Consider the following 22,949-nt stretch of genomic DNA (forward strand, 5'->3'; position numbering starts at 1 on the left):
GTCGTCGTCGCTACCGTTTGGCATTAAGTTACTAAAGGACAGACCATTTAGTCAACGGTGGTCAGCCGGCCGCCGGCAGAAGAGGCAGATCCCGAGCGAGACGCTCGTTCCACACCTCCGGGCTTCCGAACAGCTTCTCGTCGAGCTTGGTGCGCTTGTAGAACAGCTGCAGGTCGTGCTCCCACGTGTAGCCGATGGCGCCGTGCATCACGAGCGCACTGTCGGCGGCCTGGACCGCACTCCGGGTCACCTGCGCCTTCGCGATCGCCGCATGCATCGCGCGCTCCTCGAGGCCGAGATCCACCGAGGCCGCGGCATAGTAGGCGATGGACCGAGCCGCCTCCACGGACACGAGAATCGTTGCGGCAGCGTGCTTCATCGCCTGGAAGGAACCGATCGGCACACCGAACTGGTGGCGTGTTCGGCTGTAATCCACCGCCAATTGCAGCATCCGCTCCATCGCCCCGAGCGCGTCCGCGGAGACGAGCACGGCGGCGCGCAACCCCGCGTCGGCCAGCGCGGCCGGCACATCGACGTCGAGGCGCTGCGCGACGACGTTCTCGAACCGTACGTCGGCCGCGCCCCGGGACGGATCGAGGAAACGCCGCGGCGTGACCGTGACGCCCGGGTCTCCGACCCGAACGAGATAGAGGGCCGCTCCGTCGCCACCCTCGGCGGGGACGACGAGCCGAGCGGCCCGTTCGGCGCCGAGCACCGCGGACACGCGACCGGTCAGCACCCCTCGCTCGTCGACGCGCACGGCGTCGCGGAGTCCGAGGGGACGGCTGGAATCGAGTGCCAGGGCCGCGAATTCGCCACCGGTGAGCACCGCGTCGGCGACGTCAGGCGGCAACAGAGGGGCCGCGAGCACCGACGCGGTCCACGCGCTCGCCGGGGCGGCACACCGGCCCAGTGCCTCGGCGGTCAGCGCGAGTTCGAGCAGACCGCCCCCCTGTCCGCCCACATCCTCCGGCAGGCCGGCCGAGAACCACCCCTCCTCCACGAATCTGCGCTCGAACTCGGCAGGTTCACCCGATTCGCCCCACTTCCGGACGTTCGCGGGTGCCGCGAACCGCTCGAGCCAGCCGCCGAGGGCTTCGGTGAACATTTCCTGCTCTTCTGACAGCTCCCAACGCATGGAACTGGTCCTCTCGATGAGTCGGGGAATACCCTGCAAGATGAATGCAGCGACGATTCGATGGTATATTAGGTCTGACCGTTAGACCAGAGAGGGCGGGGAGTCATGTCACCAGCCGCACCGAGCACGACCCGGACCGGACGTTCCTCCATCCAGCTGACTCCGATGGAGGTTCCCAAGGCGTCGGATGTTCTTGCCAACGAGCTGCGCGAACGCATCCTCAGCGGCGAATACACCGAAGGGACCCCGCTTCCCCCGGAACGCGAACTCGTCGTCCAGACGAAGATGAGCCGGACCACGGTGCGCGAGGCTCTGCGCATCCTCGAGGTACAGGGCCTGGTACGAATCAAGGCGGGACGCGCCGGGGGTGCCTTCGTCCAGCGACCCGGCGAGCAGTCGATGGCCGACACCGTGGCGCTGCTCATTCGAGGACGCCAGATCCGCCTGGGCGCGCTGCTCGAAACGCGCGAGGCGATCGAACCGTTCTGCGCGCAACTGGCCGCCCGTCATCGGACCGACGAGGATCTCGCGCGGCTCGACGCCGCGAACGAGGACATCGCGGCCGCCGGCGACAAGCTCGACGCGTTCCTCCAGGCCAACGTCGACTGGCACATCGCCGTCGCCAGCGCGAGCCACAACGAACTGCTGTCGGGTCTGATGATCTCGCTGTCCCGTGCCATCTACGCCGCCACCGAGAACGAGGGCTTCATCGACGAGAAGGTCCGCGAGATCACCGTGAAGGCGCATCGCTCGGTCACCAGAGCGATCCGAGACCGCGACCCCGATGCTGCGGTCCGTCGCATGAGCCGCCACGTTCACTCGTACGCCGAGTCGATCCGGGAGTTCGAAGAGCGCACCGACATTCCACTGGACCAGGAGTCCTGAGCGACGCCCCCGTCCAGGCTCGCAGGAGTCCCCCTACCCCGAGGGACGCGATGGCCCCCATACCACTTCGGTATGGGGGCCATCGCGTCGCCTACGTCCCTACGGCGCCCAGCTCGGCACCGGTCACCACGGCGCGGATCTCCTCCACCGCCTCCGGGTTCTCGGCACCGGACAGGTCTCCCGGATCGGTGCCCAGCGCCGCCGCCCGCACCGCGCGGCGCAGGATTTTCGCCGACCGTGTCTTCGGCAGACGCGACACCCGGTGAACCACGCTGGGCGCGAACGGCTTACCCAGTTCTGCGGCCACACTGGCGGCCAGCTCCCCCGAGATGTCCGTCCCGTCCGCATCCGCGCTGGGCACCCAGAACGCCCACACCGTTTCCCCCTTCTTCGGATCCGGGACACCGACCGCCGCGGCCTCCGACACGGCCGGGTGCGCGGTCAGGACCGCCTCGACCTCCGCCGGGGCCAGGCGCTTGCCGGCCACGTTCATGACGTCGTCGGACCGGCCCCGGATGTACCACTGCCCGTCGCTGTCGACAAGCGCATAGTCTCCGTGCCGCCACATACCGGGGAACGTCGACCAGTACGCCTCGAGGTACCGCTCCTCGTCCTTCCACACCCCGCGGGTCATAGACGGCCACGGCTGCCGGCACACCAGCTCGCCCTGTTCACCGCGCAGCGGACGGCCAGCATCGTCGACGACGTCGACGTCCATGCCCAGCGACGGACCGCCCAGCGAGCAGCTGCGGATCGGCTGCACCGGATACGGTGCGAGGAACGACCCGCCGACCTCGGTACCGCCGGAGAAGTTGATGATCGGGACGCGGCCACCGAACACCTCGCGTGCGAGCCACTCGTACGAGTCCGGGTCCCACGGCTCCCCGGTCGAGCCGATCGTGTGCACCGAGGACAGGTCGTACCGGGCGGCGACATCGCTTCCCTGCCCGCGCAGCGTCCGGATGAGCGTCGGAGAAACTCCGAGCATCGTCACCCGATGCCGTTCGGTCAGCTGCCACAGCCGGTCCCGGTCCGGTACGTCCGGTGAGCCCTCGTACAGCAACAGCGTCCCACCATTGGCATGCGTGCCGACGATCGACAACGGACCCATGATCCAGCCCATGTCGGTGATCCAGCAGAACACCCCGCCCGGTTTCAGATCGAACGAGTACGCCACTTCGCTCGCCGTCTTCACCAGGAACCCGGCGTGGGTGTGTACGGCGCCCTTCGGCTTGCCGGTCGTGCCGGACGTGTAGGCCAGCGCGAACGGCTCGGAGGCGTCCATGGCCTCGATCGGGACCGCATCACGGCTCGCGAGCAGTCCGGTCCAGGACATCTCGCGCTCACCCGATCCTGCTCCGGCGTCGAGGTTGTCGACCACGACGACCGACTCCACCGTGGGGCAGGTCTTCAGGGCCTCGTCGAGGGCCGGCTTCATCGGGACCGACTTGCCCCGGCGGATGGTGCCGTCCGCGACGACCACCACTTTCGCGTCCGCATCCTGAATGCGGGACGCGATCGCGCTGGGCGCGAACCCCGAGAACAGCGGCACGAGAACCGCACCGAGCCGGGCGATGGCGTACATCGACACGACGGCCTCGGGAATCATCGGCAGGAACAGGGCGACCGCGTCGCCCCGGCCCACTCCCAGCTCCCGCAGTCCGGCGGCGGCACGCTCGACCTCCGCCCCCAGCTCGCGATACGTCAGCGTGCGGACAGTTCCGTCCTCCGCCTCGTGCACGACGGCGAGCCGCTCGGCGGCCACCGGATCGGCGACCCAGCGCCGCAGGCAGGCGTCGACGATGTTCGTCCTACCGCCGACGAACCAGTCGGAATGCTCGATGCCGCGCGAGGTGTCGAGAACTTCGCGATACGGCACCTGGAACGGCAGCTCGAGATCACGGACCACCGCATCCCAGTACCACCGCACGTCGGCGACGGAGCGGGCACGCAACTCGTCCAGGCCGCCGAGGCCGTGCGCGCGGGCGAGCCGGGTGACGTTGGCGTTGTCGACGTAGTCGGCGGTGGGGATCCAGGTGTAGTCGGACATTGTCAGCTCCTCGGCATCTCGAGCATGCGCTCGGCGACGATGTTGCGCTGGATGAAGGTGGAACCACCGGCGATGGCGGTGCCGCGGGCCTGATACGCGAGCCGGAGCCAGCGTGACGTTCGCTGCTGCTCGTCGTCGAGTGCGAACTGGCCGCCGGCGGGCTCGAGGGACAGCCGGAAATCCGCCAGTTCTTCGACGAGCGGGCAGAAGAACAGCTTGCCGATCGACGTCACCGGACCGGGTGGGCCGTCGTTCGCCGCCAGGGTGATCACGCGCTGGCCGATGAGGTAGTGCACGAGCGCGCGGCCGTAGAGGTCTGCGACCTTCTGCCGGATCAGCGGATCCGCACCGAGCGGGCGGCCCGACTCGTCGGTCATCTCTGCGATGTCGCCGACGATGTCGTCCACGGCCCGCTTGGTGTTGACCCGGCCGGTGGCGATCGCCACTCGCTCGTAGGCGAGCGTGCCCATGGCCACCTTCCACCCGCCGTCGACGTCGCCGACGACGAGATCGTCGGGGATGAACACGTCGTCGAGGAAGACCTCGTTGAATTCGGCCTCACCGAGCATGTGGGCGAGCGGGCGAACCGTGATTCCCTCGCTGTCCATGGGAAGGAGGAAGAAGGTGATGCCCTTGTGGCGTGGCCCCCCACCCGTGCGGGCGAGCAGGATGGCATGAGCTGCGATGTGCGCTCGGCTGGTCCAGATCTTCTGCCCGTTGATCTTCCATCCGCCGTCGACCTTCGTGGCCTTGGTGCGCAGTGACGCGAGATCGGACCCGGCCTCCGGTTCGGAGAACAACTGGCACCAGATTTCGTCTCCGGTGAGGATCGGACGCAGAAAACGTTCCTTCTGGGCCGGTGTGCCGAAGTCGATGATGGTGGGGCCGGCGAAGTCCTCACCGATCGTGTTGAGTCGCTCCGGCGCGCCCACGCGATCCATCTCCTCGGTGAAGATGGCTTTGCGGATGGGGTCGGCGGCCTGCCCGCCGTACTCCTTCGGCCACGACATTCCTCCGTAGCCGGCGTCGAAGAGCAACCGCTGCCATCGTCGCCAGAACGGGACCTTGTCGACCAGATCCACCGGTTCCGGCCAGGGCAGCGTCGTGACTGTCTTCTCGGCCCATTCGCGGACTTCTCTGCGGAAACGGGCTTCGTCCGGGGAATCAGCGAGTTCCATTGCACCCCTCCTCACGTATTTAGGACGAATGATACTATAGGTCAGTCCAAAAAAGGAGGGCCGTCATGACAGATCCACTCCACTCCGGCGAGGTGGACCGAGTCGAGTACGACATCGAACGCGGCAAGATCCGCGAGTTCGCCCGCGCGACGTTCACCACCGATCCCGTCCACACGGACCGGGAGGTCGCCCAGGCAGCCGGGTTCGCCGATGTGCCCGCGACCCTCACCCACACGGTCGTCGCCGGGCACCAGCGCGACCAGCGCAAGTTCGTCGAGACGCTCGGCCTGGCACTCGAGCGAGTGGTTGTCGGCTCGGTGAAGTGGACATACCTTCGACCCCTGATTGCAGGCGACCACGTCGTCGGCACCCGGCGCATCGTCGACGACGTGCAGCGCGAGGGCAAGCGCGGCGGATCGATGCGCGTCGTAACGCTGGAGACCGAATACGTCGACGCCGACGGTGAACCAGCGGTGCAACTGGAGGAAGTGCTGATCGAGCGAGGAGAACAACGATGAGAGCACCTGCGAAGGCCCGCATCGGCGCGGTCGTCGACACGCGTGTCGTCGGTCCGATCACCCAGACGGACATCGTGCGATTCGCCGGCGCCGGAGGCGACTTCAACCCCCTGCACCATGATCCGGAGTTCGTCGCGACGTCCGGGTTCCCGGGCATCATCGCGATGGGCCAGATGCAGGCCGGGATCCTGGCCGGCTGGCTCTCCGACACATTCGGCGTCGAGCACGTCCGTTCCTTCGGCGTCCGCTTCGTCGCCCCGGTCTTCCTCGGCGACACCCTGACTGTCGGTGGGACAATCACGGCGATCACCGAGACCGACGGGGAGGCGCGGGCCGATCTCGATCTCGTCGTCTCCGGAACGAAGGGGCCCGTCGTCACCGGTTCGGCGACGGTCGTCGTCGCCGAGGTCAGATAAGCCCCCGGATTCCGGAGGGGGGTGATCCGCTGCCGCGCCCCGGCCCGCACGCAGCAGGCAAAGACCGCGTACACCGGCAGCGCCGGCGGGGAAGTCCCGGCGGCCGGGCGACGGGTCGGGGTCGCGGCAGGACGGGCACGGCGCGGCAAGCGCAGGTGAACTCCTGGTCGCGTAGTGACGTGAGCCACTCATCGGGCAACCAGGAGTTCACCTGCCTCTCAACCTTTATGGGCGTTGGGCACCGGCAGTCAACTCTGCCGCGATGCGCTTGCGGAGGAGGTGCTTCTGAATCTTCCCGGTGGCGGTCATGGGCAACTCGGCGACCACCTCGACGCGTTCAGGTGTCTTCTGAATGGCAACTCCCCGATCGAGCAGATAGTTGCGGAGATGCTCCAGGGTGGGAGCATTCTGCTCCTCCTTGGGCACCACGTAGCAACACACCCTCTCCCCGAGCCGCTCGTCGGGCATTCCCACCACGGCGAGAGCGAGGATTCCGGGATGATCGGCCAACTTGTCCTCGACCTCGCGCACACTGATGTTCATGCCGCCGCGGATCACGATGTCTTTGGTTCTGCCGGTGACCCGGACAAACCCATCGGCATCCATGACTCCGAGATCTCCTGATCTCGAGAAACCTTCGGGAGTAAAGAGTTCCGCCGTGTCCTCGGGCCGGTTCAGATACTCGATCATATGCGAGGGCCCGCGATAGGCGATGTCGCCCTCACTCCCCCGTGCCACCTCGAGGCCGTCGTCCCCCACAACCTTGACCTCTGCCCCCGGCAGCGCGGCGCCGTCGGACGTGACCGCCCGGCTCGGGTCGTCCTCGACGGTGCAGGTCGTCGTGGTGAGATTCTCACTCCTCCCGTACAGCGACAGGATGGTGGTGGTGGGCAGGTCGGACTTCGCCTTCTCCACCACGGCCGCCGGGATGGGGGAGCCGGCGCACACCCAGACCCGGAGGGAGGATAGATCAGCGTCCGGATCCTCGTCGGCCGCAGCCAACAACGTCTGCAGGAACGTGGTGGCCGTGACCGCGGCCGTACATCCGAACTTCTTGATCTCGGCGAGCCCGCGCTCAGGGGCCCACTCCGCCATGATGTGGGTCGCCGCGCCGCTGAGCAGAGGTACGAGCACACTGGTGACGAGTCCTGTGGTGTGCGTGATCGGGGACGGCCCGAACTGGACATCCGCCTCGGTATGCCCGAAGGCCGTCTTCAGCGCACGTGCGCCCGAAGCGTAGGTGTTGAAGGTGTGCAGGCAGCCCTTGGGACGCGACGTAGTTCCGGACGTGTACACGATGACGAACGGATCGTCGGGGTGGGCACGGAAGCCGAGTTCCGTGTCGATGACGTCCGGGTCCGCGTCCACGACCAGGCTCTCGAGAACCTCGATGCCCCGCTCGGCGAGTGCCTGACGGCTCTCCTCCGAAGCGCGGACCGCGATGATCGTCTCCAGCGTCCGCGACGACCGCCGGATACCATCGAACATCGACGCATGGTCGAAGCCCTTGAACTGTGCCGGTGCGATCGCCATCCGGATCGAGGCGTCGGCGACAACGTGTGACACCTCATCCGTCCGGTAGATCGGCATGATCGGCACCGTCACCACGCCGATCCGAGCGAGCGCAGCTGCGACGACGACGAACTCCCCCCAGTTGGGCAGTTGAACGGCGACACGGTCGCCGGCCCGGAGCCCTCTCCGGTGGAGGCCGAGCGCCAGCCGCTGCGACCTGTCGTAGAGCTGCGAGAAGGTCAGCTCCTGCACGCCGTCGGTGACGAAGATCTTGTCGGGGCTGCCCTCGGCACGTGCCCGCAGAAGGTCGGTGAAGTTCTCGTCGGCCCATTGGCCACTGGCATAGAACTCTTCTACCTGCCGGGGGGTGTATCGGCCGAGGTTTCGATCGCGCGTCATGGGAGGATTCCGTCCTTCTTGAGCTGCCACACGTTTACGTAAAGATTAGAATGGTTAGACCGAAGTGGCAACCACCTACGACAACATCCGCGAGCGCTCATTGCACCCGCTGGTCGACCGGCAAGCGAAGGGGCCCACAAAAATTCACCGTCGGCTGCGAGCCCGGCACCGGCTGAGCCATGTAGCCCGGTAGCTGTCGACGACGGACCCCGAGGAGCCCGCCGTGGCTCCTCATCGCATTTTCCACACCGGCGCACGCTTCTCACGGAAGGCCGTGACACCTTCGACAACATCCTCCGTGGTGAAGGCAAGGGCCAGTTGAGACTGCAGCGTCGCAAGTGCGTCCGGCAGCGACATGTCACGAGTGTTGTTGATGGCATCCTTGCCCAGGCGCATCAGCAGCGGTGACTTTCTCGCCAGTCGGCGCGCCCACGCGCACACCTCCGCATCGAAGTCGCTGTCCGGAAACACGCGATTCACCAGTCCCAGTTCGTGAGCTTCTGCGGCGGTGAGTTTCTCTCCATACATCATCAGCTCATTGGCCTTGAGCCGCCCGACGTTCCGGTAGATGAGCGCAGAGATCATGAACGGGAAGACGCCGACGTTGATCTCCGGGCATCCGAAGTGGGCAGACTCCTTGGCCAGCACGAAGTCACAGGCGAGCGCGAGCCCGAACGCGCCCGCGAGCACGTCGCCACCGGCCGCACAGATCACCGGCTTGCCGAGACCGCCGATGAGTCGGTACAGCCGCGGGAAGCGGTCCAGGCCCGCATACTTGACGATCGTCGGGGTGTCGCTCGCGAATGCTTTGAGGTCACCGCCCGCCGAGAAGATCTTCTCGTGCGACGAGGCCAGCACGACAACCCGCACGTCGTCGTCCCCCCGCGCGCGCTCGAGCGCGGCCAGGAGTTCGTCCAGCAGGTCGTCGGACAGGGCGTTGCGGGTTTCCGGGCGGTCGAGAGTGAGGACGGCGACGTGCTCGTCGACGTCGTAGCGCACAGGGGAAGCCATACTGGCCATCCTTCCATTTTGGTCCTACCATTCGACCCTAACCTCGCGAACAGGTGGAGACAAGAGCCGATCGAAGCAATTTCCGCCGAGAGCGTGACGAGATTGGACTGACCATATACATTGGAGGTAAGCCGCAGACGGCGACCGGACGCCCTGGCGATGCAACTCTCTATACTGTGTGGTGTGTCACAGGAAGGCGCGACGGCGTCGCCGCCGTCCGTGTGGCCGCCGTGGCGCGAGGAGTAGTGAGTGGTCATTTCGACGAGTTCGTTCGAGCTTGCCGAGCAGGCAATTGCAGAACTGCAGGAACTCCTCGGCAGCGAGCCGAGCCTGGTTCGCCTGGCGGGTGGCGAGCCGGATCCGGCAGTGATCCGCGCGTTCGCAGCCCGCAAACTCCGGGAGGGCGCCGACTCTCCGGAGCAAGCGGTACGGCTCGCCGACCTCGTGATGCGGCTCGACGCCGCCGACCGCGACGACATTTCGCGCCGACTGCGCATGCACAGCGAGCAGTTCGAGGCGCTCCAACACGTCGTGCGCGCCATCGACACCGGAGCCGACCGGATCGCGCAGACCGTGACGCAGGAACTGTGCACGAACCTCGGGTACGCCAAGGCCATGTTCTCCGTGGTCCGCGGTTCCACTTGGTCACCCATCGCGCTCGCCGTCCACCCCGAATTGACCGGGGATTTCCACCCACTCATCAAGGCCATCGACGGTCGAGAGATCTCGCTGCGGGAAGCCCCGCGGGAAGCCGAACTGGTTCGGCGTCGCCGGCCGTACGCAGTGGATGCCTCCGACACCTACCGGCACACGTACCGTCCTCTCATCGACCTGTCGCGCCCGGCGGGATATATCGCCGTTCCCATCGTCGTCGGCTCCCGCGCAGTGGCGATGATCCACGTCGACCGGCAGAGCGACGGACTCTCCGACACCGACGTCCACATCGTCGGCGCGCTCGCCGCGGTGTGCGCCTCGTCGAAGGAACGCGCCGATCTGCGGCAGCAGATCTATGCGCGCAACGAGCACATCGACGCCGAGGTCCAACGTCTCACCCGGGCACTGCGGCACCTCGCACAGGCGCCCGTGACGATGCCGGAACTCGGTACCCGTGAACTGTCCCGCTCCGACGTGGCGACGCTGGACGGTGGGTCGCAGGACCCGGCCATTCCGCGCGCGCAGTCGCTGACCACTCGCGAGCGCGAAGTGCTCACACTCATGGCGACCGGGGCGACCAATGCGGCGATCTCCCGGCGGCTCTGTATTTCCGACGGCACCGTCAAGAGCCATGTCCAACGGATCTTCAAGAAGCTCGGGGTATCGACGCGCGCCGAGGTGGCAGCGCTGTACGCCAATGCCAAGACGGTGACTGGTGGTGCCTGACGTACCCGAAGCGGATGCGCAGCCGGACATGAACACCGGGGACGCCGATCTCGAACGCGCCATCGCGGACCTCCTCACCGACATGCGCACTGCCACCCCCGAGCGCGCAGCCGAACTCGGCCGGCGCCTCGTAGATCTCCTCGATCGGCGAAAGGCCCTCGCGGAGAAGCGGACCGCCGAGGTCGGCGCACTGGCGTCAGGCATCGATCGTGCCGTCCACGCCTTGGACGACGCCGCCTCGAGTGCGGAACTCATGCGACGCGCGTGCGAGCGTGTCGCCGAACTCTGCTCTGCCCGGAAGGTCCTTCTGTCTCGGCTCGAGGGGGATCGAATCGTTCCCGTGACCTCCTTCAGCACCGACCCCGGTACGACGCCGTCGCTGCCCCTCGGGTTCGACCTCGTGGCGGGCTCCCCCGAAGCACATGCGCTCGCGACGAGCACGGTCACGGTCGATGAAGTGGTTCCCGAGTCGATGCGAGAAATTCTGGGTAACAGCGGTTTCGCCACCGTTCCGGTCCTCGTCGACGGGAACGCGACCGCGCTCCTGCACGTCGACACAGCACTGGACGGTCCACGGCGCCACGCCCTGAGCGTGTTCGCGGAAATGCTCGGCGGCTGCTTCGAACGGGTCGGTCTCGAATCGCGTCGCGAACGTCAGGACCTTCTCCTCCGCGAGAGCGCCCGACGGTGGAGCAGCGACACCGACTTCGACGCGCTGCCTCCACGCGGCGCGACCGACAGCGCGCCGTCCCCCACGGAACACGACGACGCGGACCAGCGCCTGCTCGATCCGCTCACCGACCGCGAAGCGGACGTCGTTCGGCTGATTCTCACCGGTGCGTCGAACGCCGCGATCGCCGCCGAACTGGTCATCACCGTCGACACGGTCAAGTCGCATGTGAAACGCATCCTCCGAAAACTGGGCGCTACCAACCGCGCCGAACTGATCGCGAAGTATCAGTCCACCCCTCGGTGACGCGGCGGCCCCGGCACCGTGACTCGCCCTGACCTGGCGGGCCTGGCGATGCAGGCCCACCGGACGACGTCGTCAGGCGTCGGAAGGCGGCACGGTCACCGTGATGGTGTCCACCTCCGGCGTCAGCACGAGCTGGCAGGCGAGGCGAGAGCACGGCTGGACGCCGTCGAGAAACTCGAGAAGATCCTGCTCCTCTGCCGTCGGCTCCCCGAACACCGCGGCGGAGTCGTCCACGTACACGTGGCAGGTGGCGCACGAGCAGCTGCCACCGCATTCGGCGACGATGCCGGGAAGGTTGTTGCGTACCGATCCGTCCATCACGCTCTGGCCGGCCGGGACGTCGACGGACGACGTCGAGCCGTCCGGGAGCTGGTACACGACAGTGGGCATGGCGATCTCCTCCAGGTTGACCGATGAACATCTGCGCGGCCGCCTCGCGGGGCCGGGTGCCGTACCCGGAAGGTGCGGCCGTTCTCCGTGCCCACAATTGTGTCGAGGATCACTGGATGCCCGCATCACCACATCGACCGATTACCCCCCTCCCTGAGGGTGAAGTTGCGACGGGACCAGCACAGTGCCGCGGGGTGACCGGGCACACATCCCCCGTTAGGTGGACAACATTCGTTCGCTGGTGTGATGCCTCTCACTCTCTGGGCTGACAGGCTCGAGTCACGTCAGTCGGCGTGAGCGTCGAACCTATGGCGCCACATCTCACTGCACCACGCAGATCTCACTGCACCACGAAGGGGAATCGATGAGCACTACAGAGCAGGTCACGGAGCTGATTCCGGACACCGTCGCCCGTCGGATCGTGCTGCCCGAAGGGCACCGGGACAACGACGCGTTGTTCGAGGCCTACCGTTGGCTGCGCGAGAACAACCCGCTCGGCCGCGCCGTGGTGGAGGGGTACGACCCGCTGTGGCTGGTGAGCAAGCATGCCGACATCATGGAGATCGAGCGCCAGCCCGACATCTTCACGAGCGCGGGCGGCGAGGACAAGGGTTCCGTCAACCCGATTCTGGCGAACCAGGCCGGCGACGAGTTCACCAAGAGCATCAACAACGGCAGTCTCCGCATCCTGGAGACCCTCACCTACCTCGATCCGCCGGAGCACACCGAGATCAAGGACATCGCGATCGACTGGTTCCGGCCCACCAACCTCGCGAAGTGGGAAGCCACCATCCGTGACCTTGCCAAGGCGTCCGTCGCCCGGCTCCTCGAGACGGACGGCCGGATCGACTTCGTCAAGGACTTCGCCCTGCACTACCCGCTGCACGTCATCATGAGCCTGTTCGGGGTGCCCGAGGAGGACGAGCCCCGCATGATGGCCCTGACACAGGAATTCTTCGGGACGGCCGACCCCGACGCCGTCCGTGAGGATGTCGAACCGCTGACTCCGGATGCCGCCGCCAAGCAGTGGGTGGCCACGATCCAGGACTTCTACGCATACTTCGAACAGCTGCTCCAGGATCGCCGCGCCAACCCCAAAGACGACCTCGCGACGATCATCTCCCTCGCCCGCGACAAGGACGGTAGGTACTACCCGAACGAGATGGCCTACGGTTGGTTCATCGCCATCGCGACGGCGGGCCACGACACCACCTCGAGCACCCTCGCGGGCGGCATCCTCGAGCTCGGCCGCAACCCGGACCAGCTCGCCAAGGTGAAGGCCGACCTGGCACTCGCTCCGCACCTCGTGAACGAGTCGCTGCGCTGGGCCTCGCCGGTGAAGCACTTCATGCGTCAGGCGACGCAGGATTACACGCTGCGCGGCCGCGACATCAAGAAGGGCGACCGCTTCATGCTGCTGTACCAGTCGGGCAACCGCGACGCCGAGGTCATCCCCGACCCCGATCGCTTCGACATCACCCGCCGGCCCAACAAGCACATCGCCTTCGGCTACGGCCCGCACATGTGCATCGGCCAGCACCTGGCGAAGCTGGAACTGCGGATCATGTTCGAGGAACTGCTCCCCCACATCGAGTCCCTCGCGCTGGTGGACGAGACCAAGATGATCCAGACCAACTTCGTCGGTGGACTCAAGAACATGCCCGTCAAGATCGAGTTCACCGGGTAACACGATGCTCACGTCACACCCCTCACCCACCGTGGTGATCGTCGGGGCCGGGCATGCCGGCGGCACACTCGCCGGCATGCTGCGGCAACAGAAGTTCGACGGCCGCATCGTCCTGTGCGGGGAGGAAACGCATCCGCCGTATCACCGTCCGCCGCTGTCGAAGAAGTACACCGACGACGAGTTCGTGCAATGGCTCAAGCCGGAATCCTTCTACGCCGACAACGCCATCGAAACCCGCCTGGGTGATCCGGTCGTACACATCGACCGGGATGCCCGGACCGCGACGACGGCATCCGGTGCGACCCTCGAGTACACGACGCTCGTCCTCGCCACCGGCGCCGCACCGCGGACCCTGACGCTCCCCGGCAGCGACCTCGACGGTGTCCTGAGCCTGCGCACCCTCGGCGACGCCACACAACTGCGCGAGGCGGTCCACACCGGGTCCTCACTGGCGATCGTCGGCGGTGGGTACGTCGGACTCGAGGTCGCAGCGTCGGCCCGCGCCCGCGGGTGCGAGGTCACGGTCATCGAGCGTGAGGATCGGGTACTGGCACGGGTCGCCAGTCCGGAACTCTCGGCCGCCCTCACCGAGTTCCACCGCGACCGCGGCACTCACATCCTGACGGGGGCCGAGGTCCGGGAGATCACCGGGACAGCCGGTCGCGTCGGTGGAGTCACCCTCGCCGACGGCACCGATATCGCCTGTGACCTGGTGCTGGTGGGCGTCGGCGCGATCCCCAACGACGCACTGGCCCGGGAAGCCGGCATCGACTGCCTCACGGGGATCGTGGTGGACGGGTCTGCGCGCACCAGCGATCCGCATGTCCTCGCCATCGGGGACGTGACCTACCGCCTGCACGACACACTGGGCAAGATGGTGCGTCTGGAGAGCATTCCCAGCGCGGTAGAGCAGGCGAAGCAGGCGGCAGCCGTCATCACGGGCGCGCCCCTGCCACCCCACGAGGTGCCGTGGTTCTGGTCGGATCAGTTCGATCTGAAAATGAAGATGGCCGGGATGGTCGATTCCGCCACCCGGGCAGTCCTGCGCGGGGATCCGTCCGAGTCCTCCTTCGCCCTGTTCCACCTCGACAGCGACGGTGTTCCGGTTGCCGTCGAGACCGTGAACGCCGCAGCCGACTTCATGGCCGGAAAGCGCTTCATCGGCAACCGCACCAAGCTCGACCCCACCGCACTCGCCGATCCCGCGACCTCGCTGCGGGAAGCCGTTCTGTAGAGCATTTCGACTTTCGCCGGCCCTACCGGGCCGGCCCTCAAGACATGGAGTACGTGATGATGGAAGCACTCGCAGCAGTCGCGAGAGAGCCGCACGCCGAATTCACCCTCGAGCCGATCACTATCGAGGGACCGAGGGCCGGCGAGGTCCTCGTCGAGATCGAAGCGGTCGGCATCTGCCACACCGACCTCGCCGCCCGCGACGGCGCCCTCCCGACCGCGCTGCCCGCCGTCTTCGGCCACGAAGGATGCGGCGTCGTACGGGAAGTCGGCCCCGGCGTCACCAAGGTCGCCCCCGGGGACCGCGTGGGCATCACCTTCAACAGCTGTGGGACCTGCCCGTCGTGCACCACGGGGGCACCCTCGTACTGCCACCAGTTCATGCACCTCGCCTACGACGGGGTGCGCGAGGACGGCACGGGACCGCTGTCCACCACCGACGGTGAGCGCCTCACCGGTCTGTTCTTCGGGCAGTCCTCCTTCGCCACCTACAGCCTCGCCTTCGAACGCAACGTCGTGAAGGTTCCCGACGACGTCCCGGCCGAACTCCTCGCTCCCCTCGGCTGCGGCATCCAGACCGGGGCGGGCGCGGTGATGCGTTCCCTGAACTGCCGGCCCGGATCTGCGGTACTCGTCGCCGGCGCCGGCTCCGTCGGCCTGGCCGCCGTCATGGGTGCCGTCGTGCAGGGCTGCACCACCATCATTGCCGTCGAACCCCATCGATCCCGGCGTGAACTCGCCCTCGAACTGGGCGCCACCCACGTCGTCGATCCTGCCGCCGGCCCACTCGTCGAGCAGGTCCGGGCCATCGTCCCGGCCGGTGTCGACTACGCGATCGACACCTCCGGCGTCCCGGCCGTGATCGAGTCGCTCGTCGGAGCCATGACCTTCCACGGCAAGATCGGCCTCATCGGCGTACCCGCCGACCCGGCGGCCTCCGTGCCGCTGAACATCATCAACTCCCTCGCCATGGGACTCACGATCACGGGGATCATCGAGGGCGATAGTGTCCCCGACGAGTTCATCCCCGAACTGGTCGAGCTCTACAAGGCGGGCAGGTTCCCGCTCGACAAGCTCGTCACCACCTTCCCCTTCGCGAAGATCAACGACGCGATCGAGGCCCAGCACCGGGGCGAGGTGCTCAAGCCCGTGCTCGTGCAGGACTGACCACCCCACCGACACACTTTCGAGAAGGACACCCCGATGACGATCGACTACACCGATCTCTACATCCGCGGCGGATGGGTACGGCCGTCCGGCGATGCGACGATCTCGGTCATCTCGCCGAGCACCGAACAGCGGATCGGCTCGGTGCCGGACGGCACCGAGTCCGACATCGACGATGCGGTCGAGGCCGCCCGCGCGGCGTTCACCGGCCCGGACGGCTGGGCGTCGTGGAGCGCCGCCCGGCGCGCCGAGGTGCTGGGCCGCTTCGCCGACGAACTCGAATCCCGCGCCGAGGACACTGCGACCCGGGTGAGCAGCCAGAACGGCATGCCCATCAGCCTGGCCCGGCAGTTCGAGGGCGGCTTCCCGCCTATCCTGCTCCGCTACTACTCCGAGATGGCGGCGAAACAGGAGGACGAGATTCGTCCCGGCATGCTCGGCGGATCGGCCCTCGTCACTCGCTCCCCCATCGGCGTGGTGGGCGCGATCGTGCCGTGGAACGTCCCCCAGGCCATCACGTTCCTCAAGCTCGCTCCGGCGCTCGCCGCCGGCTGCACCGTGGTCCTCAAGCCGTCTCCGGAGACCGTGCTCGATGCCTTCCTGATGGCCGAAGCGGCGATCGCGGCGGGCCTTCCCGCAGGTGTGCTCAACATCGTCCCGGGTGGACGTGAACTCGGCGCCTACCTGGTGGCCCACCCGGGCATCGACAAGGTCTCGTTCACCGGATCCACCGCCGCCGGCCGGGCAATCGGTCGCACGTGCGGTGAACTGCTCCGCCCCGTCACTCTCGAGCTCGGCGGCAAGTCCGCCGCCGTGGTCCTCGACGACGCCGACCTCGCCGCGAACATCGAATCCTTCTATGCGGCGACTCTGCTCAACAACGGCCAGATCTGCTGGCTCGGCACCCGCGTCCTGGCGCCGCGTTCACGCTACGACGAGATCGTCGACACCATCACCGATCTCGCGAAGGGCCTGTCGGTCGGAGACCCGCTCTCCGACACCACCCAGATGGGACCGCTGGTCTCGGCCCGTCAACGCGACCGCGTCGAAGGCTACATCGAGAAGGGCAAGTCGGACGGCGGGCGGATCACCACCGGCGGCAAGCGTCCCGCCGGGGCAGATCACGGCTGGTTCGTCGAGCCCACCATCTTCGCCGACGTCCAGACCGGGCACACCATCGCGCAGGAGGAGATCTTCGGCCCGGTGCTGTCGGTCATCCCCTACACCGACGAGGCCGAGGCCGTGGCCATCGCCAACCACTCGGACTACGGCCTCGGGGGTTCGGTCTGGACCGCAGACCCCGAACGCGGTGCACGCTTCGCCCGCAACATCGCCAGCGGCACGGTCGGTATCAACGGCTACGCCAACGATCCGACCGCCCCCTTCGGCGGCATCAAGAACAGCGGACTCGGACGGGAACTCGGACCCGAAGGACTGGCAAGCTACCAACAACTCAAGAGCATCTACCTCGACGTGCGATGACCCCGGCGTGGGGGGGGGGGGGGGGGCGCCCACAGCGGCCCCCCCCCCCCCCCCGGGGGGGGGGGGGGGGGGGGGGCGTGGGCGCGGCCGCATGCACAAGCATGCAGCCGCGCCCGCGGCGGTAGGTGCCAGGAAAGGAGACACAATGACGAAAGATGAAGTCGCGCTGCTCGACTTCGCGGTACAGTGGGCACCCTACGACGGCGGCGACGAGCACATCCTTCCCGAGTTCGGACTCGTCCCCACCGACTTCTACCACCGATTGCGGTGTCTCCTCGACGCGCAACCGAAGATCGACGCCGGGACGCGGCGCCGTCTGAAGAGCCTTTGCACACGCAAACTCGGCTATCCCACGGTCGTCCAGCAGAAGTCGACGTCGCCCAACCGAGGACGGTGAAATACGCGGTCGTGGCGGATGCCGCGTTCCCGGGTTCACGCATCGTCCGGAGTCGTGGACGGGTTCGGGCTCTCCAGCAATCGGTCCAGGTAGAGAGCCGTTGCGGGACTGAGACCGTGGGCGCTGCGCTCCTGCGCGATGCGGTGCAGAAGGACGCTTACAGCGGACCCCGCATCCAGTAAGGGCTGGACGATACTGACCCCGGCGCATTGCTCGAGCACCGGAAGAACCACGCGCTCCGCCTCACGGTCCGACCCGGCAGTGGCGAGGCACTCGGTCAGCAACACGCGCGCATAGAGGGATGCTCTCGGCCGCCAGGTGGCGTCGATCGACTCTGCAAGCACTCGAGCTCTGTCACAGGCCTGCGTCCGGGCGCTGGCCGAGCCGGCAACAAGGAGCCGGATGACCGATTCCTCTGTGATCTCAGTGGTAACCCGACTGATACCGTCCAGCGGTTCTTGCGGGAGCTGCCGAGGAAAGCTGTCCGGGCTGAAATGCCCGGATCCGATTCCCAGGCGAATGCGCTCGTTCACGAGGTGCGCCGACAGGCGCGGAAGTTGCAATGTACGTGCCAGCTGTTCGCCTTCGTTCAATCGCTCGGCAGCAGCGTCGTACCGGCCGAGCCGGTGCTTCAGGCGCGCACCGACGACGTAGGTGGACAGCATGAAATCGACCGTTCCGCCTTCGGCCCCGAGACTGTGGCTCTGGTCGAGGAATCGCTCGGCCTCGGCAAGGTTCCCCTGCTCGTACAGCAGGTCTCCGAGCAGGGCCCCGGTGAGCCGGGAGCCGTAGGACAGTTCCACTCCCCGCTCGGTTGCCAGCTGCATGGCATGACGGAAACTGGCCTCGGCATCGCCGAGATCGAGTTGTTCTCGTGCGGCCAGCCCGTCGAGGCAGTACCCGTAGATGACGCTGAAGGGCCCGGAAGATCGCCGATGGTATGGACGTACCCATTGCTGCCAGCGCCGGGCCTCGGCAAAGTCGAACCGATGGATCGATCGAAACGACGCGACGTCAGCGGTGCCGCACAGGACCCAGGGGCGGAGCCGGTCGGCACGGGCGGTGCAGGCCTCGACCGCCGCATCCATCCCGTCGAGCCGGTCGTCGAAGGCGTTGACCGTGGCCCGGATGAGCGCTGCTTCGGCTCGGATGTCAGCTTCGTCTGCGGTTGCCGACGGCAGAGCTGCCGCGATGTTGCCGAGCGCCTCGGCGGCGGCAACGCGATGATGCAGGATGGCATGCGCCCAGGCCAGCGTGGTCTGTAGGCGCAGCCGGCGCGCGCTGGACGTGCCGGGGAGCTTCGCGGCCAGGCCGAGCAGGGTGCTCATCTGTGAGTGCTCGAGCAGTGGTATCGCCTCGTGTTCGACGGCATCGATCGCGTCGTCGTCGCTGCCGGCGACGAGGAAGTGATCCACAGCCGGGCTGAGTAGGTGCTGTTCGAGAAACCACTCGGCGGCGGTGTGATGCAACTCGATCAGGCGTTCCGGATCGTCACGCTCGAGCCGGCGGCGCAGGAACTCGGCGAACAGGTGGTGGTAGCGGAACCACTGTCCCTCCTCGTCGAGACGCGTGAGGAACAGGTTCCGCGCCTCGATGTCTTCGAGCACCGCCTGGGTATGCCCACGGCCGGTCAGGGCGGTGGCGAGAGCAGCGCACGTGCGCTCGGTGATCGACGTGGCGAGCAGGAAGTCGAGCAGATCCGGCTCCAGGGTATCGAGGACGTTCTCGGCGAGGTACTCGCCGAGAACCCGGTGCCGGCCGGACAGATGACGGATCGCCGTGCGCGGATCGTGGTGTTCGCGCAGGGTCAGGGAGGCCAATTGCAGCGCCGCCACCCACCCGTCGGTCGATTCCTCCAGATCGACGACCTCCTCCTCGTCGAGCTGCACATCCGTGGCGCCGGTGAGCAGTTCCCGGGACTCGTCGAGGTCGAAGCGTAATGCGGCCGAGTCGATTTCGATCAGTTCGTTGCGCACGCGCAGGCCGCTCAACGGCAGACCCTGCCGGGTCCGGCTGGTGACGACCAGCTGCAGGTGGTGGCAGCCGTGTTCGAGCAGGAACCGGGCGATGGACCGGCTGGCCGGGTTGGTCACCCGGTGCCAGTCGTCGAGGACCACCGCGATGTGCTGCCCACCCGCATGCGTCCGGTTGATCAGGGTGGTCAGCACGAACCGCTCGGCGCCGCCCCCGTGTCCTTCCAGCGCCCGGGTCAACTCGGTGCCCAACCCGGGCAGGGTCACCGTGATCGCATCGACGAGATGCGCGAGAAACCACGCCGGGGTGTTGTCGTCCTCGTCGATGGTCAGCCAGGCGGTCGTGCCGCCGGTGCGCTCGAGCATCTGCACGTACTGGGTGGCCAGGGTGGTCTTTCCGTATCCGGCCGGACCATGAATCAAGATCAACCGGGGTCGGGTCGCGGTCCCGAGCCTGCCGAGCAGCCGGGTGCGCGGCACCATCGCGTGAGCCGTGACCGGGGGGCGGTACTTGGTGGTCACGGCGGGCGGAGGGACGGGCCCGGACGCCCCGGCCGACGGCTCGAGGCGCAGGTACGCCGCGGTCCCCGCAGGGTCACGGTTTTCCCGCTGTGGTGGGCTCTCCTCGTCCCCCGCCAGCGGCAGCGGCAGGTCGGCAACGTGGTATCCCAGATCCGTCCCGGCCCGGCGCAGCGCCTCCCCCAGCGCCGCCGCCGTGCCGAAGCGGTCGGCGGGGTCGCGGGCCATCGCCTGCTCGATCACCACCCGGACGCCCTCCGGGACCTCGTGTGCGCGCAGATCGGGGATCGGTTCGGTGCTGATCCGCAACAACTGCTCCACCAGTTCCTCCCCGCGGCGCCGAGCGAAGGCGGGGCGGCCGGCCAGCGCGGTGAACAAGGTGGCGCCGAGTCCGTAGACGTCCGAGGCGACCGAGGGTGAGCGTCCGTGCAACACCTCCGGCGCGGTGTAGGCGGGGGAACCCACCACCAAGCCTCGGGTGGTGTCCTGCCGGTCCGCCAGTCGGGCGATCCCGAAATCGGCGAGTTGCGGTTCGCCGTACTCGGAGAGCAAGATGTTCGCCGGTTTGATGTCCCGGTGCAGCACCCCGGCCCGATGCGCCGTCTCCAAAGCTCCGGCCATCTTGATCCCGATGTCGAGCACCTCGGGAACCGTGCGCGCCCCGCGCCGGGTGATCCACGCGTCGAGCGAGTCGCGGCGGTGGAACGGCATCACGATGTAGGGACGTCCGGTATGAGTGACGCCGGCCTCGAGCACGTGCACGATGTTCGGATGCCCCGACAGCCGGCCCATCGCCTGCTGCTCACGCAGGAAGCGAATGCGATCGGCCTCATCGGGGTTCGAGCTCAAGACCTTGATCGCCACTACCCGGTCCAGGACAGGTTGACGGCAACGGTAGATGATGCCGAAACCGCCCCGGCCCAGCACCCGAGGCTCGTCGAAACCGACAGCAGCCAGCTCGTTGGCTATCTCTCTCTCGAACTGGTTCGAGGGATGCTCGACGGCTTCGTCCGACACGGTTGGTCCTCACCGACTGTTACGCCACTGACTGTCTCCGGTCGGATCATGGTTGCACATGGCTCTACCTGGGTTTGGTTCCTCATTCTAGCCTTACCGGCACAGACTCAGGCGGGAGTCGAGACCGCCATGAGTGCGGGCTTCGGAGCAGGCCGGTCCCGCACTCACGGCGCCACATTTCACGTGTTTCGAGCATGTGCGTCCGGCGCGCGAGGGCAATAGCCACACCGGCTACTGCCGCCCGGACCGAGGCGGGGTGGAGTTCGGGCCGGAATCGGTTGACGGGACCTGTGACGCTGAGCGCGGCGATCGCGCGGTTGTCGGATTCCAGCACGGGCACCTCGATTTCGTTGTGCCGCAGAACCATCGGTGAATACATGCCGCCCGGCACGAGTCCGGTCACCGAGGGCCCCGAGCAGCGGAAGACCGAAATCGGTAATCCCTTGTTCCTGGAGCGGGAGCCGGGACCGCGCGGCATCCCCGCCCTGGCACTCGCGTCGGATTCCTCGATGCCGGAAGGAGTTACCCCGCCCGAAGATAGCGGGAGACCGCTTCGGCTCGGTTGGCGGCACCGAGTTTGCGCAGAATGTGCCTCACATGGGCCTTGACTGTGGCCTCCGAGATGAACAGCCGGTTCGCGATGCGGGCATTCGAGTCACCCTCGGCCATGTGCGCAAGGACCTCGAGCTCCCGCCGGGTCAGCAGGTCCACATTCCCCACAGGGTGGCCGGACTGCATCGGGTGGCGATATCCCGGAAGCGCAACGACCGAATCGTTCGCCGACTCTTCGTTGGAAGCGATCATTTCGTCCAGCATGTCCGGCGAGGCATCCATGACGGCGGTGACCTGCTGCCGGATCGTCCGGAGGCGTTCCTGATAGTAGAGACGTTCCAGGGCATAGCCGAGACATTCCGAGAACGTGCGGACAAGCGTCCGATCGAACTCGCCGACCTCCCGGCCGTCGCTCGGGCTGTCGGCGTGGACGAAGCCGAACACTCCGGAGCCGACCATGATGGGAGCGGCGACGTAGGAGGAAGTGCTCGTGACCTGCTTGAAGCCCGGGTCCACGCGGTCGTCTGCCTGCGCCCGGGGAACCAGCACCGGCGAACGGCGCCGCACGATCTCGCTTTCGATGAGCCGGTGGCCCAGCGTCCGGCTCCGACTGCCGACCGCCAGGATCTCGGCAGCGAGCGCCGAATCGTTCCGCACGTAGCACGACTTCGCCACCCAGCGGTTGCCCTCGACCCGGGACAACATGCACCGCCGATAACCCAACTCGCCGACATGGGTCGGGGCGAGCCGGACAAGCTCGGCTACCGACCCGACGGTCCGCAGCGCATCGAGCGCCCGCCCGACTCCGGCGATCGCCTCCGATCGCTGTGCCAACTCGGCTTGGCGCAGCATCACCCGCGCGTGACCGACCTGCTGGGACAACCCGAGCAGACGAGCGATCTCCGCGCCGGGCACTGTTTCACCGAGCCTGCGCGTGAGGGCCTCCTCGACGACCTCGAGGGCGAAATCTGCCTCGTCGAGGTCGGCCGGAGTGCGCGAATCGGCCGGGGCGTTCCGCCCCAGGAGCTCATGGGCAAGTGCCAGCACACCCCGGGCCCGATCCAACTCC

At 67.2% G+C, this 22,949-nt stretch carries 18 protein-coding genes; 10 read left to right on the forward strand and 8 right to left on the reverse strand.

The genetic code is table 11. From position 1 onward, the window contains the following. Positions 1 to 61: 61 nt before the first annotated feature. Positions 62 to 1,138 carry an acyl-CoA dehydrogenase family protein gene (locus KZJ41_RS22815; protein WP_006934211.1) on the reverse strand — a complete coding sequence of 359 codons (1,077 nt, stop codon included), beginning with the start codon at positions 1,136 to 1,138 and terminating at the stop codon, positions 62 to 64. Between the two features lie 165 nt (positions 1,139 to 1,303). Between KZJ41_RS22815 and KZJ41_RS22820 the strand changes: the two genes are divergently transcribed. Continuing rightward, entirely contained in the window at positions 1,304 to 2,023 is a 720-nt protein-coding gene (locus tag KZJ41_RS22820) for a FadR/GntR family transcriptional regulator (protein WP_006934213.1), read from the forward strand. Positions 2,024 to 2,114: 91 nt separating this feature from the next. On the opposite strand, the gene KZJ41_RS22825 is transcribed toward KZJ41_RS22820, so the two are convergent. Both KZJ41_RS22825 and KZJ41_RS22830 read right to left on the reverse strand, forming a co-directional pair. After that, a complete protein-coding gene (locus tag KZJ41_RS22825) occupies positions 2,115 to 4,073 on the reverse strand; it encodes an AMP-binding protein (protein ID WP_029545752.1) in 1,959 nt (652 codons plus the stop codon). Between the two features lie 2 nt (positions 4,074 to 4,075). Next, the gene (locus KZJ41_RS22830) at positions 4,076 to 5,251 is read right to left on the reverse strand and encodes an acyl-CoA dehydrogenase family protein (RefSeq protein ID WP_029545754.1); all 1,176 of its coding nucleotides are present in this window, start codon (positions 5,249 to 5,251) and stop codon (positions 4,076 to 4,078) included. A gap of 65 nt (positions 5,252 to 5,316) precedes the next feature. On the opposite strand from KZJ41_RS22830, the gene KZJ41_RS22835 reads away from it, so the two are divergent. Next, the gene (locus KZJ41_RS22835; protein WP_029545756.1) at positions 5,317 to 5,769 is read left to right on the forward strand and encodes a MaoC family dehydratase N-terminal domain-containing protein; all 453 of its coding nucleotides are present in this window, start codon (positions 5,317 to 5,319) and stop codon (positions 5,767 to 5,769) included. Beyond that, positions 5,766 to 6,185, forward strand: a complete 420-nt coding sequence (locus KZJ41_RS22840; RefSeq protein WP_006934217.1) for a MaoC family dehydratase — start codon at positions 5,766 to 5,768, stop codon at positions 6,183 to 6,185. The genes KZJ41_RS22835 and KZJ41_RS22840 overlap by 4 nt, the downstream gene beginning before the upstream one ends. A 225-nt stretch (positions 6,186 to 6,410) precedes the next feature. On the opposite strand, the gene KZJ41_RS22845 is transcribed toward KZJ41_RS22840, so the two are convergent. Next, positions 6,411 to 8,096: an AMP-binding protein gene (locus KZJ41_RS22845; protein WP_029545758.1), complete on the reverse strand. Its 1,686-nt coding sequence runs from the start codon at positions 8,094 to 8,096 to the stop codon at positions 6,411 to 6,413. Between the two features lie 231 nt (positions 8,097 to 8,327). Then, complete coding sequence (locus KZJ41_RS22850) at positions 8,328 to 9,107, reverse strand: enoyl-CoA hydratase/isomerase family protein (protein ID WP_006934220.1); 780 nt, start codon at positions 9,105 to 9,107, stop codon at positions 8,328 to 8,330. A 249-nt stretch (positions 9,108 to 9,356) separates the two neighbouring features. Here KZJ41_RS22850 and KZJ41_RS22855 point away from each other — a divergent pair, with 249 nt between their 5' ends. Together KZJ41_RS22855 and KZJ41_RS22860 are read left to right on the forward strand one after the other, a co-directional pair. Further along, the gene (locus KZJ41_RS22855; protein WP_029545761.1) at positions 9,357 to 10,487 is read left to right on the forward strand and encodes a LuxR C-terminal-related transcriptional regulator; all 1,131 of its coding nucleotides are present in this window, start codon (positions 9,357 to 9,359) and stop codon (positions 10,485 to 10,487) included. A 28-nt stretch (positions 10,488 to 10,515) separates the two neighbouring features. Further along, on the forward strand, positions 10,516 to 11,463 hold the full coding sequence (locus KZJ41_RS22860; RefSeq protein ID WP_037201139.1) for a LuxR C-terminal-related transcriptional regulator: 948 nt from the start codon (positions 10,516 to 10,518) through the stop codon (positions 11,461 to 11,463). 72 nt (positions 11,464 to 11,535) lie between these two features. On the opposite strand, the gene KZJ41_RS22865 is transcribed toward KZJ41_RS22860, so the two are convergent. Then, positions 11,536 to 11,853 carry a 2Fe-2S iron-sulfur cluster-binding protein gene (locus KZJ41_RS22865; RefSeq protein WP_006934224.1) on the reverse strand — a complete coding sequence of 106 codons (318 nt, stop codon included), beginning with the start codon at positions 11,851 to 11,853 and terminating at the stop codon, positions 11,536 to 11,538. 364 nt (positions 11,854 to 12,217) lie between these two features. On the opposite strand from KZJ41_RS22865, the gene KZJ41_RS22870 reads away from it, so the two are divergent. From KZJ41_RS22870 to KZJ41_RS22890, 5 genes are all read left to right on the forward strand, one after another. Continuing rightward, complete coding sequence (locus KZJ41_RS22870) at positions 12,218 to 13,540, forward strand: cytochrome P450 (protein ID WP_006934225.1); 1,323 nt, start codon at positions 12,218 to 12,220, stop codon at positions 13,538 to 13,540. Positions 13,541 to 13,544: 4 nt separating this feature from the next. Further along, on the forward strand, positions 13,545 to 14,774 hold the full coding sequence (locus KZJ41_RS22875; protein ID WP_006934226.1) for an NAD(P)/FAD-dependent oxidoreductase: 1,230 nt from the start codon (positions 13,545 to 13,547) through the stop codon (positions 14,772 to 14,774). Between the two features lie 59 nt (positions 14,775 to 14,833). Then, entirely contained in the window at positions 14,834 to 15,940 is a 1,107-nt protein-coding gene (locus KZJ41_RS22880) for an NAD(P)-dependent alcohol dehydrogenase (RefSeq protein WP_029545763.1), read from the forward strand. 36 nt (positions 15,941 to 15,976) lie between these two features. After that, positions 15,977 to 17,422 carry an aldehyde dehydrogenase gene (locus KZJ41_RS22885; RefSeq protein WP_029545765.1) on the forward strand — a complete coding sequence of 482 codons (1,446 nt, stop codon included), beginning with the start codon at positions 15,977 to 15,979 and terminating at the stop codon, positions 17,420 to 17,422. A gap of 145 nt (positions 17,423 to 17,567) precedes the next feature. Further along, positions 17,568 to 17,819: a DUF3263 domain-containing protein gene (locus KZJ41_RS22890; RefSeq protein WP_006934236.1), complete on the forward strand. Its 252-nt coding sequence runs from the start codon at positions 17,568 to 17,570 to the stop codon at positions 17,817 to 17,819. Between the two features lie 35 nt (positions 17,820 to 17,854). On the opposite strand, the gene KZJ41_RS22895 is transcribed toward KZJ41_RS22890, so the two are convergent. Further along, positions 17,855 to 21,328 (reverse strand): serine/threonine-protein kinase, encoded by a 3,474-nt coding sequence (locus KZJ41_RS22895; RefSeq protein WP_029545767.1) that lies wholly within the window; start codon positions 21,326 to 21,328, stop codon positions 17,855 to 17,857. Between the two features lie 522 nt (positions 21,329 to 21,850). After that, positions 21,851 to 22,927, reverse strand: a complete 1,077-nt coding sequence (locus tag KZJ41_RS22900; RefSeq protein WP_029545769.1) for a LuxR C-terminal-related transcriptional regulator — start codon at positions 22,925 to 22,927, stop codon at positions 21,851 to 21,853. Between the last annotated feature and the right edge of the window lie 22 nt (positions 22,928 to 22,949).

The organism is Rhodococcus sp. 11-3 (genome assembly GCF_023704055.1).
Lineage (GTDB): Bacteria > Actinomycetota > Actinomycetes > Mycobacteriales > Mycobacteriaceae > Rhodococcus > Rhodococcus aetherivorans.

What these genes read in the sequence shown, in the direction of transcription:
- KZJ41_RS22815 (WP_006934211.1), bottom strand. Translation starts at nt 1,138, where the DNA reads ATGCGTTGGGAGCTGTCAGAAGAGCAGGAAATGTTCACCGAAGCCCTC.
- KZJ41_RS22820 (WP_006934213.1), top strand. Translation starts at nt 1,304, where the DNA reads ATGGAGGTTCCCAAGGCGTCGGATGTTCTTGCCAACGAGCTGCGCGAA.
- KZJ41_RS22825 (WP_029545752.1), bottom strand. Translation starts at nt 4,073, where the DNA reads ATGTCCGACTACACCTGGATCCCCACCGCCGACTACGTCGACAACGCC.
- KZJ41_RS22830 (WP_029545754.1), bottom strand. Translation starts at nt 5,251, where the DNA reads ATGGAACTCGCTGATTCCCCGGACGAAGCCCGTTTCCGCAGAGAAGTC.
- KZJ41_RS22835 (WP_029545756.1), top strand. Translation starts at nt 5,317, where the DNA reads ATGACAGATCCACTCCACTCCGGCGAGGTGGACCGAGTCGAGTACGAC.
- KZJ41_RS22840 (WP_006934217.1), top strand. Translation starts at nt 5,766, where the DNA reads ATGAGAGCACCTGCGAAGGCCCGCATCGGCGCGGTCGTCGACACGCGT.
- KZJ41_RS22845 (WP_029545758.1), bottom strand. Translation starts at nt 8,096, where the DNA reads ATGACGCGCGATCGAAACCTCGGCCGATACACCCCCCGGCAGGTAGAA.
- KZJ41_RS22850 (WP_006934220.1), bottom strand. Translation starts at nt 9,107, where the DNA reads ATGGCTTCCCCTGTGCGCTACGACGTCGACGAGCACGTCGCCGTCCTC.
- KZJ41_RS22860 (WP_037201139.1), top strand. Translation starts at nt 10,516, where the DNA reads ATGAACACCGGGGACGCCGATCTCGAACGCGCCATCGCGGACCTCCTC.
- KZJ41_RS22865 (WP_006934224.1), bottom strand. Translation starts at nt 11,853, where the DNA reads ATGCCCACTGTCGTGTACCAGCTCCCGGACGGCTCGACGTCGTCCGTC.
- KZJ41_RS22870 (WP_006934225.1), top strand. Translation starts at nt 12,218, where the DNA reads ATGAGCACTACAGAGCAGGTCACGGAGCTGATTCCGGACACCGTCGCC.
- KZJ41_RS22875 (WP_006934226.1), top strand. Translation starts at nt 13,545, where the DNA reads ATGCTCACGTCACACCCCTCACCCACCGTGGTGATCGTCGGGGCCGGG.
- KZJ41_RS22880 (WP_029545763.1), top strand. Translation starts at nt 14,834, where the DNA reads ATGGAAGCACTCGCAGCAGTCGCGAGAGAGCCGCACGCCGAATTCACC.
- KZJ41_RS22885 (WP_029545765.1), top strand. Translation starts at nt 15,977, where the DNA reads ATGACGATCGACTACACCGATCTCTACATCCGCGGCGGATGGGTACGG.
- KZJ41_RS22890 (WP_006934236.1), top strand. Translation starts at nt 17,568, where the DNA reads ATGACGAAAGATGAAGTCGCGCTGCTCGACTTCGCGGTACAGTGGGCA.